The organism is Streptomyces sp. NPDC091209, from assembly GCF_044757755.1.
Taxonomy (GTDB): domain Bacteria; phylum Actinomycetota; class Actinomycetes; order Streptomycetales; family Streptomycetaceae; genus Streptomyces.
Genome location: NZ_JBIVVR010000008.1, coordinates 402,466 through 420,258, shown reverse-complemented (window position 1 = coordinate 420,258; position 17,793 = coordinate 402,466). Strand labels below are relative to the sequence as shown.

Below are 17,793 nucleotides of genomic sequence, written 5' to 3'. Positions count from 1 at the left end.
CTGCGGGGACCCTGTGGAGGGCGGGGGAGGGACGGCGGCGGGCGCCCTGTCGCCCGGCCGCGTGGTGGGTGAGGAGCGCCATGTCAGGCCCCCAGCCAGCGTCGGACGCAGGCGATGAGGTCGTCGGTGTCGACCGGCTTGGTGACATGGTCGCTGGCACCCGACAGCAGGCTCTTCTCCCGGTCGCCGGGCATGGCCTTCGCCGTCACCGCGATGATCGGCAGGTCGGCGTACTGGGGCATCTTGCGGATCTCGGCGGTCGCGGCGTACCCGTCCATCTCGGGCATCATCACGTCCATCAGGATCAGCGCGACCTCCGGCCGGCTCAGCAGCGTCTCGATGCCCTTCCTGCCGTTCTCCGCGTGCAGCACCTGGAATCCGTGCAGCTCCAGGATCCCGCTGAGCGCGAAGAGGTTGCGGGCGTCGTCGTCGACGACGAGCACCGTACGGCCCTGGAAGGCGTTGTCGATCGGCTGCGCGGGCCGGCTCCTCGCCTCCTCGGCGCGGACCAGCGGGACGACGTCGCCCGGCTGTTCCGCGGACAGGTGCAGCGCGATGCGCTCGCGCAACTCGTCCAGACTGGAGAGGAATTCCAGTGACCTGGCTCCGGAGCGGGACTGCAGTGCCTGCTCCTGCGCGAGGTCGACTCGGCTGCCGTTGTGGACGAGGACGGGGACCGTCGCCAGGGCCGAGTCGCCCTCGACCGCTTCGAGGAACCGGGCCGTCTCCCCTTCCGGCATGCCGAGTTCGAGGACCACGCAGTGCCAGGGTTCCGCCGCCAGGGCGCTCGCCGCCTCCTGCGCTCCCACGACCGTGATGACGTCGACGCTCTCCCGCGCGTCGCCCTCGTCCCGGCTGCGGGCGACGTCCCCGACCGCGCTCTCGGCCACGAGCGTGAGCAGACCCCGCGGCCGTTCCTCGACGACCAGCAGCCGCCGTCGTCGCTGGCGGGGCAGGCTGATCGAACCGGCGATGGCGCGCCGCGGTTCGGTGCGCGCCGCGGCACCCCCGTCCGCCGTCGCGTCGGACGTGCGGCCGCCGGCCAGCAGTTCCTCGAAGTCGGGCCGGGCGACCGGCAGGAAGAGGGTGAACGTACTGCCCTTTCCGGGGGTGCTGTCGACGGTGACCGCTCCGCCGAGCAGGTGGGCGATCTCCCGGGTGATGGACAGCCCCAGACCTGTCCCGCCGTACTTGCGGCTCGTGGTGCCGTCGGCCTGCTGGAACGCGCCGAAGATCGTCTCCAGCTGCTGCTCGGGGATGCCGATCCCGGTGTCCTTGACCCGGAAGGCGGCGATGGTGCCGCCACGCCGTACGCCCGCGGGGATCTCCTGGTCGGCCGCCGGCTCGATCCGCAGCTCGACGCGTCCCCGCTCGGTGAACTTGACCGCGTTCGACAGCAGGTTGCGCAGCACCTGGCGCAGCCGGGAGTCGTCGGTGAGGAGGTCGACCGGCGACCCGGGGGCGGTGCTGACCGTGAACTCCAGGCTTTTCTGCGAGGTCATCGGGCGGAAGGTCGCCTCGACGTACTCCAGGAGCTGGCGCAGGGGGACCCGCTCGGGGGTGACGTCCATCTTGCCGGCCTCGACCTTCGACAGATCGAGGATGTCGTTGATCAGCTGGAGCAGGTCGGAGCCCGCGGAGTGGATGATCCCGGCGTACTCGACCTGCTTCGGCGTGAGGTTGCGCGAGGGGTTCTGCGCCAGCAACTGGGCCAGGATGAGCAGGCTGTTGAGCGGGGTCCGCAGTTCATGGCTCATGTTGGCGAGGAACTCGGACTTGTACTTGGAGGCCAGCGACAACTGCTGGGCCCGTGCTTCGAGTTCCTGCCGGGCCTGTTCGATCTGGAGGTTCTTCGCCTCGATGTCGCGGTTCTGGGTCACGAGCAGCGAGGCCTTGTCCTCCAGCTCGGCGTTGGAACGCTGGAGTTCGTCCTGCTGGACCTGCAACTCCTCGGAGCGTGCCTGGAGTTCGGCGGTCAGACGCTGCGACTCGCCCAGCAGCTCGTCGGTGCGGGCATTGGCCACGATGGTGCTGACATTGACGCCGATGGTCTCCATCAGCTGTTCCAGGAAGGTGCGGTGGCCCTGCTTGAAGCGGGTGACCGAGGCGAGCTCGATGACGCCGAGCACCTGTTCCTCGACGACGATGGGCAGCACCACCAGGGCCGTCGGCGCCGTCTGTCCCAGGCCCGAGGAGATGGTGACGTAGCCCGGCGGAACCTCGTCCACCGTGATGGCACGGCGGCTGCGGGCGGCCTGCCCGACGAGCGAGCGGCCCAGCGGGATACGGGTGGGACGCCCGGCCTCGTCGGGATAGCCGTAGGACCCGACCAGCCGCAGCTCCGTCCCCTTCGCGGTCTCCTCGGCGAGGTAGAAGGCGCCGTACTGCGCGGTGACCAGCGGGGTGAGCTCGTCCATGATGAGGTCGGCCACCACGTCCAGGTCGCGATAGCCCTGCATCAGACCCGAGATGCGGGCCAGATTCGTCTTGAGCCAGTCCTGCTCCTGGTTGGCGCGCGTGGTCTCACGCAGCGACTCCACCATGGAGTTGATGTTGTCCTTCAGGTCGGCGACCTCGCCCGAGGCCTCCACGGTGATGGACCGGGTCAGGTCGCCCTCGGCGACGGCGCTGGTGACCTCGGCGATGGCGCGGACCTGGCGCGTGAGGTTGCCGGCGAGTTCGTTCACGTTCTCGGTCAGCCGCTTCCAGGTGCCCGAGACGCCCTCCACCTCGGCCTGACCGCCGAGCCGGCCCTCGCTGCCGACCTCCCGGGCCACGCGGGTGACCTCGGCGGCGAAGGCGGAGAGCTGGTCGACCATGGTGTTGATGGTCGTCTTGAGTTCGAGGATCTCGCCGCGGGCGTCCACGTCGATCTTCTTGGACAGATCGCCCTTGGCCACGGCCGTCGTCACCAGGGCGATGTTGCGCACCTGTCCGGTGAGGTTGTTGGCCATGGAGTTGACGTTGTCGGTGAGGTCCTTCCAGGTGCCCGCCACGTTCGGCACGTGCGCCTGGCCGCCGAGGCGTCCCTCGGTGCCGACCTCGCGGGCGACGCGGGTGACCTCGTCGGCGAACGCGGACAGCGTGTCGACCATCGTGTTGATGACGTCGGCCAGGGCGGCGACCTCGCCCTTGGCCTCGACGGTGATCTTCTGCGACAGGTCGCCACGGGCCACCGCGGTGGCCACCTGAGCGATGGAGCGGACCTGACCGGTCAGGTTCGACGCCATGACGTTGACGTTGTCGGTGAGGTCCTTCCACGTGCCGGACACACCCCGCACCGTGGCCTGCCCGCCCAGATTGCCGGCCGTGCCGACCTCGCGGGCGACGCGGGTGACCTCGTCGGCGAAGGCCGAGAGCTGGTCGACCATCGTGTTGATGGTCTCCTTCAGCTCGAGGATCTCGCCGCGGGCGTCCACGGTGATCTTCTGGGAGAGGTCGCCCTGCGCCACCGCCGTGGCCACCTGGGCGACATTGCGGACCTGGGCGGTGAGATTGCCCGCCATGAAGTTCACCGAGTCGGTGAGATCGCGCCAGGTGCCCTTGACGCCCTTGACGTCGGCCTGGCCGCCGAGGCGTCCGTCGGTGCCGACCTCGCGGGCGACGCGGGTGACCTCGTCGGCGAAGGCCGAGAGCTGGTCGACCATCGTGTTGATGGTGTTCTTCAGCTCGAGGATCTCGCCGCGGGCGTCCACGGTGATCTTCTGGGAGAGGTCGCCCTGCGCCACCGCCGTGGTCACCTGGGCGACGTTGCGGACCTGGGCGGTGAGATTGCCCGCCATGAGGTTGACGGAGTCGGTGAGGTCGCGCCAGACGCCGCCGACACCGGGGACCTGCGCCTGTCCGCCCAGGTTGCCGGCCGTGCCGACCTCGCGGGCGACGCGGGTGACCTCGTCGGCGAACGCGGACAGCTGGTCGACCATGGTGTTGACGGTCTCCTTCAGCTGAAGGATCTCGCCGCGGGCGGGCACGTCGATCTTCTGGGACAGATCGCCCTTGGCGACCGCCGTGGCCACCTGCGCGATGTCGCGGACCTGCGTGGTGAGGTTGCCCGCCATGGCGTTGACGGAGTCGGTGAGGTCGGCCCAGGTGCCGGACACGCCCGGCACCTCCGCCTGGCCGCCGAGCGTCCCTTCCGTGCCCACCTCGCGCGCGACTCGTGTCACTTCGGAGGTGAACAGTGACAACTGGTCGACCATGCCGTTGAACACGGTGGCGATGTCGCCCAGCAGACCACCCGCCTCGTCGGGGAGCCGGGTGCCGAAGTCGCCGTCACGCACGGCGGTGAGGCCGGCCAGCAGTTGGCGCAGTTCCTGTTCGCCCGGCGTCCGTACGGACGTCTCGCTCGCTGCCCTTGTCATGTTCACCCTCGTTCCGCTCCCCTGGAGTCCCGCGTCACGGGACTCGGAACCACGTCGGGCCCACGGTCGGCCCCCGCCCGCCCGTGGAATTCCCGCAGATCACGGGTCTTCCCGTTAAGAAAATACGCCGCAGGCTAACCCAGAAGGCAGGTGGTGAACAAAGCGTGAGGACGAACTCTTCGGCGGCCCAAAAATTTTGCCGGTGACAGGAATAACCGCGAGTGAAGGGGATACACAGAACCCTTTTGGCCCGGGGTCGTCCGGACCGGGTACGCGAAGTCCCGCCGACCCGCTCCGGACCGGAGTCCAGGGGCGGGGCGACGGGACCGTCGTACGGGCCGTTCCGTGCGGAGGTGTCAGGCGACCGCGGGGTCGAGGAGCCCCGCGCGCAGCCGCTTGATGATGCGCGTGATCAGCCGGGAGACATGCATCTGCGAGATACCGAGCTCCTCGCCGATCTGCGCCTGGGTGCGCTCCTCGACGAAACGCATGTGAATGATCAGGCGCTGACGGTCGTCGAGTTCGGCGATCAGCGGGGCCAGCGAGTTGAAGTCCTCGACCAGTTCCAGCGAGGCGTCCTCCTCGCCGATGAAGTCCGCGAGGACGGCCTCGCCGTCCGCGCCGCCGTCGGCCGTGAGCGCGGCGTCGAGGGACGAGGAGTTGTAGCCGTTCGACGCCTTGCGGGCCTCGATGACCTCTTCCTCGGACAGGCACATCAGCTCGGACAGTTCACGGGTGGTGGGCGTACGGCCGAGGCGGGTGCGGAGTTCCTCCGTCGCCTTGGCGAGCTCCACGCGGGCCTCCTGCAGCCGGCGCGGCACGTGGACGGCCCAGCTCGTGTCACGGAAGAAGCGCTTGATCTCACCGACGATGTAGGGAACCGCGAAGGAGGTGAACTCGACCTCGCGGGACAGCTCGAAACGGTCGATGGCCTTGATGAGCCCGATCGTGCCGACCTGGACGATGTCCTCCATCTCACCCTGGCTGCGGCTGCGGAAGCGCGCCGCCGCGTACCGGACGAGGGAGAGATTCATCTCGATGAGGGTGTTGCGCGCGTACTGGTATTCGTGCGTGCCCTCTTCGAGGACGGAGAGCCGGTCGAAGAACTGGCGGGACAGCTCGCGCGCGTCCTTCGGGCTGATCTTCAGCGGCTCGTCGATCTGCGGAAGGACGCCCCCCTCGGCCGTCGCTGCCTGGTATGCCGTGTCCGTTGCCTTCGCTGTCGCCACGGCCGCCATGCCGTCCACCCCAAATCGTCCGAAGGAATTGATGCCAGGGCCCGTCTGCCCCGCATCACACCGCTCATGCCACCCGGTCGCCGAAATTCTTCGGGACGCGTACGTCCCGCCTCCCCTCCGGCGCCGGGTCAGGTCTACTTCTGTCCGGGAACACTGTTCGGATGCGGGCGGCGGCGTCAATTTTCGGTCGGGGCCCGAGCGCTTCTCCCGCGGAGCCGGGGCAGGTGACGACCGGGCGCCGCCGACGCGGTGCGGCCGCGGCTTCCGAGGGGGCCGGATCGCGTGCGGGGGCGGCCACGTAAAATGGGCTCCGAGGTGAGTCCGTGGGCATGGAGCGGCGAGTGGTCCGAGCGCAGACGTTCGTCCCTTCGGCGTGCCCCGACGCGGGGCCCCCCTCGGGACGCGGACTCGGGGGCGCGGTGGTCGTGGCATGACGGCGGCGGCACTTCGCGGCGAACCCTTCGTCCACCCCGCGCTCCTCTATCGCGGCGACCGTGAGTACGTGGAAGGGACGACGCGTTTCGTGTCGGACGGCGTAGCCGCCGGGCAGCCGGTGGCGGTGGCCGTTCCCCCTTCACGACTGGAGCTCATCCGCGGCGCACTGGGACCGCTCGGCGCCGGCGTCCGCTGGATCGACATGACACGGGCCGGCCGCAATCCGGGCCGGATCATCCCCTCCGTTCTGCGGGCGTTCGCCGACACCCATCAGGGTGTCCATGTCCGGATCATCGGCGAACCCGTCTGGGACGGCCGTACGGCGGTGGAGTACCCGGCCTGCGTCCAGCACGAAGCCTTGATCAACACGGCGTTCGGCGGACGGGACGTGACGATCCTCTGCCCCTACGACGCGCGAGCCCTCTCCCGCGACGTGATCGCCGACGCCCACGCCACGCACCCCGTCGTGATCAGCGGAGGGCATCAGAGCGTCAGCCCGTCCTACGACCCGGACGGTGTGCTGGCCCGCTGGAACGAAACGCTGCACCATCCGCCGGGAGCGGCGACGGTCCGCTTCGACGCGGAACTCCTGCCCGCCGCCCGCGACTTCGCGATGGGCGAGGCGCGGGAGCGCGGGATGACACGGGCCAGGCTGCAGGATCTGAACCTGGTCGTCGCCGAGCTGACGACCAACAGCGTGGTGCACGGGGGCGGTTCGGGGACTCTGAGGATCTGGGCCGAGAGCGAGCAGATCGTGTGCGAGGTCCGTGACGAAGGACGGCTCAGCGATCCGCTGGTCGGCCGGCATCCCGTGCGCCCCGATCAGATCGGCGGACGGGGCCTGTTCCTCGTGCATGTCATCTCGGACCTCGTCCGTGTGCACACCGATGTCTCCGGAACGACCGTGCGCAGCTACATCGACCGCGCCTGACGGGTCCGGACCGCGTGAACGGCGGGACACCGTGGCCGCCCCGTGTCACCCCCTGCGTGATGTGACCGTGGGCGACCGCGGCCGGCCCCGTCTCGCTATCGCGCGCTGCCCTGCCGGGCCGCCCGTGCCGCCTGGCGCTCCGTGCGGGTCCCGGCGTGCGACAGTGACCCGCCCGAACTCTCCAGGTGTGCCCGGACGAACCACTGGAACTGTTCGAGTGAGCGCAGCTGTTCGATGAGAAGGTCCTCGGTCACCGGGTCGATCTTGCCGACCTCGGCCAGGGCGGCGCGGTGGTCCTCGACGATTCCCGTGTAGACCAGGTCGAGGGCGCCGAGGTGGGCGATGGCATCGGCACGGCCGACGCCGTAGTCGTCCCAGGTCCGTTCGGCGACGAGCGCGCCCGGTGTGCCGTGCGGCACCCCGCCGAGGGCGGAGATCCGTTCGGCTGCGTCATCGGCCATGTCACGTACGCGGTCCACCTGGGGATCGAGCATTTCGTGAACGGCGATGAAATGCGGACCCACCACATTCCAGTGGATGTGTTTCAGCGTGAGCGAAAGGTCGTTGAGAGCGTGCAGCCGCTTGCTCAGCACGTCGATGATCCGGCCGCCGTCGGTCGTGCTGAGGCCGGGAACCGTGTAATGCGGTGTCGTGGAAGTGGCCATGTTCCTTTCCTTCGCACACAGATCTCTGGTGGATGTTCGCGGTCGCGGATTCCCACGGTGGGATTACCAGCGGCCCCGGCTCCAAGTGCCCTGGTTTCTTTGCGTCACACTTTTCGCCGGCGCCGATCCGTGCCGCCCGTGACGCCGGAGGCGGCGGGATTCCACCGCGGAGACGGCATTGGGCCAAATAGGTTGTCTGGGGCGGCTGTTGCGAATGAACCGTAGTGAACCGGGGCACACGGACGGAAACTCGAGAGAGGAGCCCTCGCCGTGCTCGTGCCCGACCCGAAGGTTGTCCGGAGGCTGCTGACGCGTTACGCGGCCCTGAAGATCGCGTATGCCGAAAGGGAGACGCTGGAGACGGCCCGTCGGCTGGAGGACGTCACGTACACGCTCTGTGTGATGACCGGAACGACCAGTGTGCGCGACGCCGTCGTCGCCGCCGACGCCCTGCTCGTGGCCGGAGGGAACCGCCAGGACCCGCTGAGGGGCGCACTGCTGGGGAACGGGGCATCAACGGCCGGCCCGTCGGACGTGGTGCCCGCGGTCACTTCGCCGCTGACACAGCCGCACATCGAGGTGCGCGCTCTGAACGGACAGGGCGTCGGCACGCCCGATCCCCTCCTCTGATCGCCCGGCGTGTTCATGGGGTGGGGCCCCGCCCGGCCGGGCGGGGCCCCACCCCATGTCCCTAATCGCCGCGATGTCGCCAATACCAGACCAGGCCCGCGACGAAGGCGCACAGGAAGAGGACGGGCAGAATCAGTCCTGGGACGCGGGCCGCCGTCATGACAGGGCTCCGGCAGGAGAACAGGCCCATGGGGACCAGGTGTTGGCCATTGCTATTCGCTTTCGACGAGCTGCCGGCCACCGGGACGCGCGGCGACGGGACCCGTCCCGACGGCGGCCGCGCTCACGTGGCGAGGGCTCAATGATGGCCGGAAGATCGGCCAAAGGATCCCGGCCGGGAGCGGCCGGATGTGTGTGCGAGGAAATCGGGCGGGCGTACCCGTGGCACCGGGGCACGGAATCGATCCGTTTCCCGGCCGTCGACGACGTTCGCGCGATGGCCGTTCGTCCTGTGGAGGAACCGCGGAGCCGAGGAGCCGAGAGCCGAGGAGAAGCGCGTCCCCGGACGGCCGGGCAGGGATTTCACCAGGGCGTCACGCCGCGTGCCTATCCTTCGAACGGCTGAACTACCTTGTCGGCTCTTCCTCGTTCTCCTCCTGTGAGCATCGTCGAGGCGGAGATGAGGAATCGATGAGCCGACACCGCAAGGGCCGTAGGCACCGCAAGGTGAACATGACGCCGCGTCCGGTCGGACCGAGGAGATCACCGCGCGCAGTGCGGGAGCAGGTGAGCACGCGTGAGGCCCGGGTGGTACCGGCCAAGTCCGCGATTCCCGGGCAGAACAAGGACGGGGAGCGGGTCGGCGTCGTGTCCAGGAAGGTCAGCGAAGGCGGTCTGAGCCGCCACGCGGTGCGTACGTGGGAGCGGTTGGCGGAAGCCGGCTCCGGCGGAGCCGAGGTCGCCGAGCTCAGCGCGGCCGTGGGCTTCCAGCGTTCCACCGTGCTCGGGCACCTGAAAGGCCTGGCCGAACTCGGGCTGGCCGAGGACCACGAGAGCGGGTGGCGCGTGATCGGACCGGTGGACGACACGGTGGCGCGTGAGGACGTTCGGGCTTCGGCCGGGAGCGTTTCCTAGGGCGATGGCCCGAGGGCGCGCCTGCCGGGGTGTCTGAGCGGGCGCTTGCCGGGGTGACCGCCCTGGCAAGCGCCCCTCGTCGTCCACAGAGCAGTCCATCGGCTCGCGCCGTCCACCGGGCGATGGATCCGCCGGCCACGCCGCGTTCCCGGCGGGGACGAGGCGGGCGCGCCCGGCGGATGCCGCGGATTCGTCACGCGTCGTAGTGTCGGGCGGCTTTCTCGGGGCATTCGGATCCCATCGTTTCGGCATCGCCTGTCCACCATCGACCATCGACAAGGGAGATCCCATGCTCGGCATCGCTGCCGCCGTACTGCTGTTCATCGCGTTCCTGATCAACGCCGGTGAGGTTTCGACCAATCACGTGTTCACGTCGACCAACGTCATGCTCATAGGGCTCGCCCTGCTCGCGCTTCACCTCTCCGGCGTCGGCGCCGGCTGGACGACGCGCAGCCGCCGTCGCTGACGGGCCCGGCAATTCCGCCGAGTGCGGACGGGGCAGCAGGGTATTTGCAGCGCTGAGGCGGCACGGGGGCGGATTCCCGCCGCGGGGCCTCTCCCTGCCGCGTCCCCGCCACGGGTGGGTTGTCGGCAGGACGAACCGGCGAGCTGACGGAGGAAAAAAAGATGACGGTCGACGGAATCTGGTCGTACGCACCGGAGTTCAACCACCCCGAAGTGCGCGAACTGGCCGGCTTCAGCGTGGAGGCGACCGACGGGACCATAGGGCACGTCGACCGGCAGGTGGACGATGCCGGGATGCGGCACCTCATCGTCGACACCGGCGTGTGGGTGTTCGGGAAGAGCGTGCTGGTACCCGTGGGAGTCGTCGCCGGGATCGACGCGGAATCGCGGAAGATCACCGTCGCCTGTACGCGCGAGGAGATCAAATCGGCGCCCGCGTTCAGGACCGACCGCGAGACGCTCGACCCCGCCTACCTGTCGAGCGTCGGAAGCTACTACCGGGGTCTGCCGCCGAGGCAGCCCGCCTGAGGTGTCGTGAAGCGGGGCGATACGGCGTGAGGGGCGACCGTCGGCCTGACGACGACGGTCGGCGCCGGATCACTTCGGCTTGCGCACGAGCGCGACGGCCTGCGCACGATCGCTTCGGCTTGCGCACGAGCGCGACGGCCTGCGCACGAACATGACGGCCCGCGCACGAGCACGGTCCTTGACACCCGACCAGGAGCCACCGCCTCAACTGCCCTTCTCCGGCAGGTGACCCGCCCGACCAGGGGCCACCGCCTCAACTGCCCTTCTCCGGCAGATGACGCCGGTCCCCGAGCCACGGCCTTCGCGCCGTGGCCTCGCTGCGTCGGAATGCCGGAGCGGAGACAGCCGTGGGCGTCTTCTCCGAAGCTGCGCGCTTCCCGGATTGGTCCCGGGCTGAATTTCCCTCGAATCGGTGATCCCGCATCCGCCGACCAATCCAGGACGGCTCCTGTCACGGATTCCCCGTGTGAGCCGAAATTCGAAGAGTTCGACGCGTGCCCCCGGGCCCTCCGTCGGTGCCTCGCAGAGGTCCGACCGTTCGTTCTCCACGGAATTCCGCTCGAAAACCACGGCATTCCCCGGTCCGCGCCGCGAAATGCCGCTTCGTTCCGACAGGAGAACCTCATGAACATGCGTATCCGTCGTGTCGCGGTGGCTGTCGCCACCGCCGCTGTGCTGCCGATCGTGCTGACGGCTTGTTCCGACGGCGGCAAGGACAGTGGCGCGTCGAATTCGGCGAAGGCATCGGCCTCCGCTCCTGTCTCGGACGGGGAGTCGACCGGTTCGACGGGAATGGCGGGGAGTTCCGACGAGCCGTTCGGTCCTGGGTGCGCGTCGGTGCCGAAGGACGGGGCGGGGTCGTTCGACGGGATGGCCAAGGATCCGGTGGCGACGGCTGCGTCGAACAACCCGGCGTTGTCGACGCTGGTGACGGCGGTGAAGAAGGCGGGTCTGGTGGACACGCTGAACAACGCCGAGAACATCACGGTGTTCGCCCCGACGAACGAGGCGTTCGCGAAGATTCCGAAGGCGACCCTCGACAAGGTGCTGGCGGACAAGGCCCAGTTGACGAAGATTCTGACGTATCACGTCGTGGGCCAGAAGCTGACGCCGAAGCAGTTGGAGAACGGTTCGTTCGAGACGCTGGAGAAAAGCAAGCTGATGACCAGCGGCTCGGGGGAGTCGTACACGGTGAATGACTCCGCCAAGGTGGTGTGCGGCAATGTGAAGACCGCCAACGCGAACGTGTACATCATCGACACCGTCCTGATGCCCAAGAGCTGACGCGACGAATTGTTCCGATCCCGCGGTCGACAGTCGTGGGGCCGGAGGGAGTTTCCTGTGGCGGGCGGGAAAAGGGGAGCGGCCGGGACACACGTCCGTTCCGGCCGCTCCCCGTCGTTGCCCGCCGATGGACGCGCGGGGGCCGCACACGATTCCGCTGACGGCGTCCCGCGCGGACGACCGATTCCCGGACCGATTCCCGGAGAGCGGCGGCGAGGAGGCGTAGGAGAACCCGCGCGTGGAAGGAGAGCCCCGACCGACCTCGCCAGGCATGGGGCCGGGAACGCCGGCCGGACCGGCGCCGAGAGGTGAGGGATGAGCAGACGAATCGTCGGAAGGTTCCCGGAGGCACGGGACGCTGCCGCCCTGCGCCGGAACCTGACCCTGGCCCTCACCCGGGTCCCCGCCCGGCTCCGCACTCGGGTCCTCGCCCGGGTCCCCAGGGGGGTCTCCGCCCGGCTTCGCACGCAGGTCCTCACTCAGGTCCCCACGGGGGTCTCCGCCCGGCTCCGCACTCGGGCCCTCACCCGGGTCCCCACGGGGGTCCTCGCCCGGCTCCGCACTCGGGCCCCCACCCGGGTTCCCGCCCGGCTCCGCGTGGAGGTCCCCGCCGGGGACCCCACGCGACTCCCCATCCGCGTCCCCGCCCGGGATCTCACGCGGCTTCCTACCCGGATACGGACCGGCGACCGCCCCCACCGGACCGCGCATGTCCGCTGAATCCGGGTCGAACAGCGCCGTCGAGGCGGTGCGGCCGGCCCGGCCGCGTCGGTACGGGCCGCGGCGGCCCGCCCTCTGGTGGCCGGCGCTGCGCCGGACCCCCGTCTCGATGTGGAACGACGACGTCGCCGACTGGGCGGCCGCGCTGACGTACTACGCGATCCTGGCCGTGCTGCCCGCCATGCTGGTCATGGTCATCGCCTTCGGCCTGATCAGTCCGGACACCGCCCAGCAGTTCATCGCACACGTCACGGCGTACGCTCCGGCCCAGTCGGGGGCGGAACTGCACCAGGCGCTGGGGGAGATGCTGCGGCAGCGGTCCGCCGCCTGGACACTCCTGGTCGCCGGTGCGGCGAGCGCGCTCTGGTCGGCGTCGAGCTACCTCGCCGTGTTCCGCAGGGCCCTGCACCGCATGCATGACGTGGCGGACCGCCGCTCGGCCTGGCGCACCGCGCACCGGCTGGTGCTCACCGCGCTGGCACTGCTCGGGCTGCTCGTGGTGAGCGCGCTCGTCCTGCTGCTCACCGGCCCCGTGGTCGAGGCCGTCGGCCGCGTCTTCGGCCTGGACGGCCCGGTGGCCGTGGCGTGGGACCTGCTCCGCTGGCCCTTGCTGATGTGCCTGGTGGCTCTGCTGGTCCTCGTCGTCTTCCACACGGGTCCGCCACCCGCCAGGCGTCGCCGGTACAGCCTGCCCGGCGGCCTCCTGGCGGCGTTCCTCTGGCTGGCCGTCTCCGCCGGATTCGCGCTGTACGCCTCGGGCTTCGGCGCCTACAGCAGGCTCTACGGCTCTCTCGCCGGCCCCGTTGTCTTCCTCGTGTGGCTGTGGCTGTCCAACCTCGCCCTGCTCGCCGGGGCGCAGTTCACGGCCGAACTGAACGGGGCGGCGGCGGCGAGGAATCGGGCAACAGTTTGAGGCGGACAGGTTTGTTCCGGCCGGGACGGCGCACACGGAGTGAGGAAGTCACATCTTGTACGGACGAACGGTGGAGGAACTGTGGGAATCATCGCCTGGATTCTGATCGGGTTGCTTGCCGGTGCCATCGCCAAGCTGCTCCTGCCGGGCAAGGACCCGGGCGGGATCATCATCACCATGCTCATCGGTATCGCCGGAGGCCTGCTGGGCGGCTGGCTGGGCAAGGTCATCTTCCACGTCGACTCGATCGACGGGTTCTTCGACGTGTCGACCTGGATCGCCGCCATCGCCGGATCGCTGATTCTTCTGGTTCTGTACCGGGTACTGACCGGCAACCGCCGGTCGCACCGTCACGCGTGAAGGGGCTCAGGCCCGTTCGGCGCGTCATGACGCACGGCCTGGGGCCGGCACCGGAGAACTCCGGTGCCGGCCCCAGGCCGTGCGTCGTCCGCCGGAAGCCCGTTCGAGTGAACGCGGGGCACATTTCGGAGTGTGTTCCCCGACGAGGGGTACCGGTTGCGCCAAGCCGCGGGTTGGGAGCAGCAGTCCCGCGGGCCAGCATTCCTCCGGCGTCCCGGGACGTCCGGGGGTGCGCCCAGGACCCTGAGTCGCCTTCCCACCACGGCGGACGCCCTGTCATGATCACCGGAGATCGTGTGCGCCCGCCCGGTCAGGGGCTCCGGCCCGCCGGACCCCGTTCCGGGCCGACCGGCACGGGCCGCGACGCCGCCGCCCGTGAGGAGCCCTAGTGACGTACGACGTCGGCGCACTGCGTGCCGAGATCCCCGCCCTGCTGTCCGGTGTCGCGCACTTCGACGGTCCGGGCGGAACACAGACCCCGGCCCGGGTCGCCGGTGCGATCGCGGACGCGCTCACCGGACCGCTGTCGATCCGGGGGCGCCTGACCCCCGGAGAGGTGAACGCGGAGGGATGTGTCCAGGGGTTTCGCCAGGCGGTGGCCGACCTGGTGGGCGGACATCCTTCCGGGGTCGTCTTCGGCCGCAGCGCCACCCAGCTCACGTACGACGTCTCGCGCACACTCGCGCAGGACTGGGCCCCCGGTGACGAGGTCGTCGTCAGCCGTCTCGACCACGACGCCAACATCCGCCCCTGGATCCAGGCGGCGGAACGGGCCGGTGCCCGCGTGCGGTGGGCGGACTTCGATCCGGAGACGGGTGAACTCCCGCCGTCGGCGGTGGGTGAGCTGCTGACCGAGCGCACCCGGCTGGTCGCGGTCACCGCCGCCTCGAACCTGATCGGGACCGTGCCCGACATCGCCGGGATCTCACGCCTGGTCCACGGGAACACGAGGGCGCTGCTCTACGTGGACGGGGTGCACTACGCGGCCCACGCCTTCGTGGATCTCGGGCGGCTCGGTGCCGACTTCTTCGTGTGCTCGCCCTACAAGTTCCTCGGCCCGCACCACGGCGTCCTGACCGCCTCCCCGGAACTGCTGGAGGGGCTGCGGCCGGACAAGCTACTGCCGTCCACCGACACGGTTCCCGAGCGCTTCGAACTGGGAACGCTGCCCTACGAGTTGCTCGCCGGCACCACCGCCGCGATCGATGTCCTCGCCGGGCTCGGCACCGTCACGACGGGCGGGCGCAGAGAGCGGCTGAGGTCGGCCTTCGCGGCGATCGAGCGGCATGAGGGGATGCTGCGCGAGCGGCTGGAGGAGGGGCTGGCCGAGCTGCCCGGCATCACGGTCCGCTCCCGCGCGGGCGACCGTACGCCCACCCTGCTGCTGACGTTCGAGCACCGGGACGCGGCCGACGCCTCTCCGTTCCTGGCGGCCCGTGGTGTGCACGCGCCCGCCGGATCGTTCTACGCGCTGGAGGCGTCCCGGCACCTCGGCCTCGGCGACACCGGTGGCCTGCGCGTAGGACTCTCGCCGTACAACGACAAGGACGATGTCGAACGGCTGCTGGAGGGCCTGGCCGCCTTCCTGAGGTCGTAGGCACGGGCGGCTCCCGGCGTCATGGGGCGGGGTCGTGCCGGGCCGGGTTCGGCCTGGCACGGCGGGTATGGAGCCGTCGTCAGGCCCACGAGCGCACCGCGGCCGTCGGGTTCAGTCGTCCGGCGCGGTGATCAGACCGACTGCTTCGGCCAGGTGACGTGGGCGGAGCAGCCCCGGGCTCGACTGTCCGCCCCAGCCCGGTCCGCTCAGCAGGACCCGGCTCCGCGTGCGTGCTCCCCGTACCCCCCAGCGGGTGGCGGCGATGTGACGGGCGAGCGGAAGGTTCGCCGTGGTCGGCGACTGCGACCACAGGACCACCGCCCGTGGCCCGACGCGCTGCACCGCCGCCATCAGCGCCTCGGGCGGGACGGCGGCACCGAGCGTCAGGGCGGGTACCCGCCGTTCCGCCAGCGCCGCGTTGAGCGCCTCCAGCGGCAGGGTGTGCTGCTCGTCCGGAAGGCAGGCCAGCAGTACCGGCGAGGTCATGGTGCGAGGCTCGTGCCCCTCCGTGGACACATAGAGATGCCGCAGGGTGGCGGAGACGTGCCAGGACAGGAGGTGCTCGACCTCGACGTAACGGTCTCCCGAGGACTCCCATGAGCGGCCCACCTCCCGCAGGGTGGGCACCATCACCTCCTCCCAGGCCTTGGTGAGACCGTGGGTCCGGACCACGGCCGCGAGCTGCTCCCGTACGGCGAGGGCGTCCAGGCGGAAAGCGGCACGCGCGAGTCCCCGGCCGTCCCGGCCCACGTCACCCGGCGGCGGCCCGGTGCCCGACCGGGACCCCGTTGGTCCCGGGCCAGGAGCCGTCAGCGCCGCCCGCTCCGGGACCCGGACGCCCGCCCGTGTCCGGTCGGCGAGGAGCGGTGATACCGCGACCCGGCCGCGAGCCGCCTCCTTCGCGGCGCGGGCGGCCTCGGCGGGAGGCAGGCCGGCGGCGGTCAGCCGGCACATCTCCTGGACCATGGCCACGTCATCGGGAGCCCATCGGCGGTGCCGGCCGTCCACCCTCACCGCGGGCCCCAGCCCGTACCGTCGGTCCCAGGAGCGCAGCGTCGTGGGTGAGACCCCGAGCTTCCGTGCCAGGAAGCCGGTGGTCACTCCCACGTCGGCGGTCTCCGCCTCGTCTGGGCTGCTCAGTTCCACGGGGCGGCTCCGGGAGGAACGGTGGACGACGTTCCGGCGGAAGGGGCGCCCCACCCGGGCGTGGCGGGTTCCGGCGCGCGACGGCAGCAGATCATGACGGGGGCCTCGCCTCGATTCCGGAGCCGTCCGGGACCGGCCGGTCCACCGGGCTCACCCGTGCTTCGGCCTGGGGCCGCCCGCCGGATGCAGCGAACGGAACGGTCGTGGCGACGGACCGGCGAGCGCGCCGTCCGCCGTGATGATCGGCTCCGTCTTCCCGCCGCCGTGTTCACCGGGGAGTCGGGCCGCGTGGCGGCTCTGGTTCCTTGCTCCGCACGGTGGGTCCGGAGTCGGGAAGAGGGTCGGCCCCGCAACCCGAACCGCAGGGTCCCTGGGCCTGTCCCATGCCGGTGGGCCTACGACACGATCCCCCGGGAGCGGAGCAGGCACAGGTGGGCTCGGGCGTGCGGGACGGCGCGGTCGCCGGTCACGCGACCGGCGTGAGGGCTCGCGCTCGCTGCGGTGCCATCGCCCAGCGCACGGCCGATGTGAACGCGCAGCCGAGCGGACGTACACAGACACTGTCCACCAACTGCAGCCGGGGAAGCCGCAGTTCGGCAGCGGCCCAGGCGGGCAGCAGGGACACCGCGTTCGCGGCGAGCACCCCGTACGGCAGGCGGGCGACGAGCGGCACCGGCGGGTTCAGCAGGAGGAACCGCGCGGCATCGCGTGCCTCCGGCGTCGCCCGCACCTCCCCGCGGTACGCGGTCAGCCGCTCGGCGAGCTCGGCACGGTTCGTCGGCGGGTCCAGGACGCCGAGAGCGGCGGCCACGCGGGCCGTGTCCGCCACGTACGCGTCGTAGTCGGCGCCGGACAGCGGACGCGCGCCGTACCGCTGATGCGCGCGCAGGAAGCTGTCGACCTCCGCGACGTGGACCCACCCGAGGAGATGTGGATCGGCCGCGTGGTACGCCGTTCCCTCCGAGGTCACCCCGCGCACCCGCTCATGGACCGCCCGTACCCGGTCGCAGGCGTCCTGGGCGCTCTCGGCCGTCCCGTACGTCGTCACCGCGAGGAAGGTGCTCGTGCGCTGGAGTCTTCCCCAGGGATCCCCGCGGAAGCCGGAGTGCGCCGACACGGCGGCCATGGCGAGCGGGTGGAGCGACTGGAGCAGCAGCGCGGAGAGTCCGCCGATGAACATCGACGCGTCCCCGTGCACGGTGCGGATCGGGCGGTCCGGGCCGAACCAGCGCGGTCCGGGCGTGCCGTGGATACGGGCGCGGTTCTTCGGTCCCTCCGGGCCCGCGACCCGGCTGAACAGAGCTCTGCCCAGCCGTTCCCGCACTCCGCCGCCGTCCGCTCCGGTAGGTCTCATGGGGCGATGGCCTCCTCCGCGTCGTGTTCCGCCGGGCCCGTAGCACCGGCCAGGCCGACCGGCCGGTCGGCCCACGTCACACGGCGGGCCTG

Annotated in this window: 14 protein-coding genes; 9 read left to right on the top strand and 5 right to left on the bottom strand. The window is 70.5% G+C overall.

Annotated elements, in window-relative coordinates; genetic code table 11:
- Nucleotides 1-83: 83 nt before the first annotated feature.
- Nucleotides 84-4,361, bottom strand: coding sequence for a HAMP domain-containing protein (locus tag ACIQRL_RS25225; RefSeq protein WP_401335325.1), 4,278 nt, complete (start codon nt 4,359-4,361; stop codon nt 84-86).
- Between the two features lie 356 nt (nt 4,362-4,717).
- Entirely contained in the window at nt 4,718-5,599 is an 882-nt protein-coding gene (locus ACIQRL_RS25220; RefSeq protein ID WP_401335322.1) for an RNA polymerase sigma factor SigF, read from the bottom strand.
- A 430-nt stretch (nt 5,600-6,029) separates the two neighbouring features.
- On the opposite strand from ACIQRL_RS25220, the gene ACIQRL_RS25215 reads away from it, so the two are divergent.
- Nucleotides 6,030-6,965 carry an anti-sigma factor RsbA family regulatory protein gene (locus ACIQRL_RS25215; protein ID WP_401335320.1) on the top strand — a complete coding sequence of 312 codons (936 nt, stop codon included), beginning with the start codon at nt 6,030-6,032 and terminating at the stop codon, nt 6,963-6,965.
- A 95-nt stretch (nt 6,966-7,060) separates the two neighbouring features.
- Here the strand turns inward: ACIQRL_RS25215 and ACIQRL_RS25210 are convergent, their stop codons facing one another.
- Entirely contained in the window at nt 7,061-7,630 is a 570-nt protein-coding gene (locus ACIQRL_RS25210) for a Dps family protein (RefSeq protein WP_401335317.1), read from the bottom strand.
- Nucleotides 7,631-7,900: 270 nt separating this feature from the next.
- On the opposite strand from ACIQRL_RS25210, the gene ACIQRL_RS25205 reads away from it, so the two are divergent.
- The 8 genes from ACIQRL_RS25205 to ACIQRL_RS25170 all read left to right on the top strand — a co-directional run bounded on the left by ACIQRL_RS25205 (nt 7,901) and on the right by ACIQRL_RS25170 (nt 15,201).
- Nucleotides 7,901-8,260 carry a DUF5133 domain-containing protein gene (locus ACIQRL_RS25205; RefSeq protein WP_401335314.1) on the top strand — a complete coding sequence of 120 codons (360 nt, stop codon included), beginning with the start codon at nt 7,901-7,903 and terminating at the stop codon, nt 8,258-8,260.
- A 726-nt stretch (nt 8,261-8,986) separates the two neighbouring features.
- Nucleotides 8,987-9,334, top strand: coding sequence for a hypothetical protein (locus ACIQRL_RS25200; RefSeq protein WP_401335313.1), 348 nt, complete (start codon nt 8,987-8,989; stop codon nt 9,332-9,334).
- A 289-nt stretch (nt 9,335-9,623) separates the two neighbouring features.
- Nucleotides 9,624-9,800, top strand: coding sequence for a hypothetical protein (locus ACIQRL_RS25195; protein ID WP_385404471.1), 177 nt, complete (start codon nt 9,624-9,626; stop codon nt 9,798-9,800).
- Between the two features lie 161 nt (nt 9,801-9,961).
- Nucleotides 9,962-10,327, top strand: a complete 366-nt coding sequence (locus ACIQRL_RS25190) for a PRC-barrel domain-containing protein (protein WP_401335310.1) — start codon at nt 9,962-9,964, stop codon at nt 10,325-10,327.
- 624 nt (nt 10,328-10,951) lie between these two features.
- Entirely contained in the window at nt 10,952-11,611 is a 660-nt protein-coding gene (locus ACIQRL_RS25185) for a fasciclin domain-containing protein (protein WP_401335307.1), read from the top strand.
- Nucleotides 11,612-12,320: 709 nt separating this feature from the next.
- Complete coding sequence (locus ACIQRL_RS25180) at nt 12,321-13,244, top strand: YihY/virulence factor BrkB family protein (RefSeq protein ID WP_401335304.1); 924 nt, start codon at nt 12,321-12,323, stop codon at nt 13,242-13,244.
- Between the two features lie 81 nt (nt 13,245-13,325).
- Nucleotides 13,326-13,604 (top strand): GlsB/YeaQ/YmgE family stress response membrane protein, encoded by a 279-nt coding sequence (locus tag ACIQRL_RS25175; RefSeq protein ID WP_401335302.1) that lies wholly within the window; start codon nt 13,326-13,328, stop codon nt 13,602-13,604.
- Between the two features lie 388 nt (nt 13,605-13,992).
- A complete protein-coding gene (locus tag ACIQRL_RS25170; protein ID WP_401335299.1) occupies nt 13,993-15,201 on the top strand; it encodes a cysteine desulfurase-like protein in 1,209 nt (402 codons plus the stop codon).
- A 111-nt stretch (nt 15,202-15,312) separates the two neighbouring features.
- On the opposite strand, the gene ACIQRL_RS25165 is transcribed toward ACIQRL_RS25170, so the two are convergent.
- Nucleotides 15,313-16,347 (bottom strand): MerR family transcriptional regulator, encoded by a 1,035-nt coding sequence (locus tag ACIQRL_RS25165; RefSeq protein ID WP_401335297.1) that lies wholly within the window; start codon nt 16,345-16,347, stop codon nt 15,313-15,315.
- Nucleotides 16,348-16,813: 466 nt separating this feature from the next.
- Nucleotides 16,814-17,701 (bottom strand): oxygenase MpaB family protein, encoded by an 888-nt coding sequence (locus ACIQRL_RS25160; protein ID WP_401335294.1) that lies wholly within the window; start codon nt 17,699-17,701, stop codon nt 16,814-16,816.
- Between the last annotated feature and the right edge of the window lie 92 nt (nt 17,702-17,793).

What these genes read in the sequence shown, in the direction of transcription:
- ACIQRL_RS25190 (WP_401335310.1), top strand. Translation starts at nt 9,962, where the DNA reads ATGACGGTCGACGGAATCTGGTCGTACGCACCGGAGTTCAACCACCCC.
- ACIQRL_RS25210 (WP_401335317.1), bottom strand. Translation starts at nt 7,630, where the DNA reads ATGGCCACTTCCACGACACCGCATTACACGGTTCCCGGCCTCAGCACG.
- ACIQRL_RS25225 (WP_401335325.1), bottom strand. Translation starts at nt 4,361, where the DNA reads ATGACAAGGGCAGCGAGCGAGACGTCCGTACGGACGCCGGGCGAACAG.
- ACIQRL_RS25160 (WP_401335294.1), bottom strand. Translation starts at nt 17,701, where the DNA reads ATGAGACCTACCGGAGCGGACGGCGGCGGAGTGCGGGAACGGCTGGGC.
- ACIQRL_RS25220 (WP_401335322.1), bottom strand. Translation starts at nt 5,599, where the DNA reads ATGGCGGCCGTGGCGACAGCGAAGGCAACGGACACGGCATACCAGGCA.
- ACIQRL_RS25185 (WP_401335307.1), top strand. Translation starts at nt 10,952, where the DNA reads ATGAACATGCGTATCCGTCGTGTCGCGGTGGCTGTCGCCACCGCCGCT.
- ACIQRL_RS25215 (WP_401335320.1), top strand. Translation starts at nt 6,030, where the DNA reads ATGACGGCGGCGGCACTTCGCGGCGAACCCTTCGTCCACCCCGCGCTC.
- ACIQRL_RS25180 (WP_401335304.1), top strand. Translation starts at nt 12,321, where the DNA reads ATGTCCGCTGAATCCGGGTCGAACAGCGCCGTCGAGGCGGTGCGGCCG.
- ACIQRL_RS25195 (WP_385404471.1), top strand. Translation starts at nt 9,624, where the DNA reads ATGCTCGGCATCGCTGCCGCCGTACTGCTGTTCATCGCGTTCCTGATC.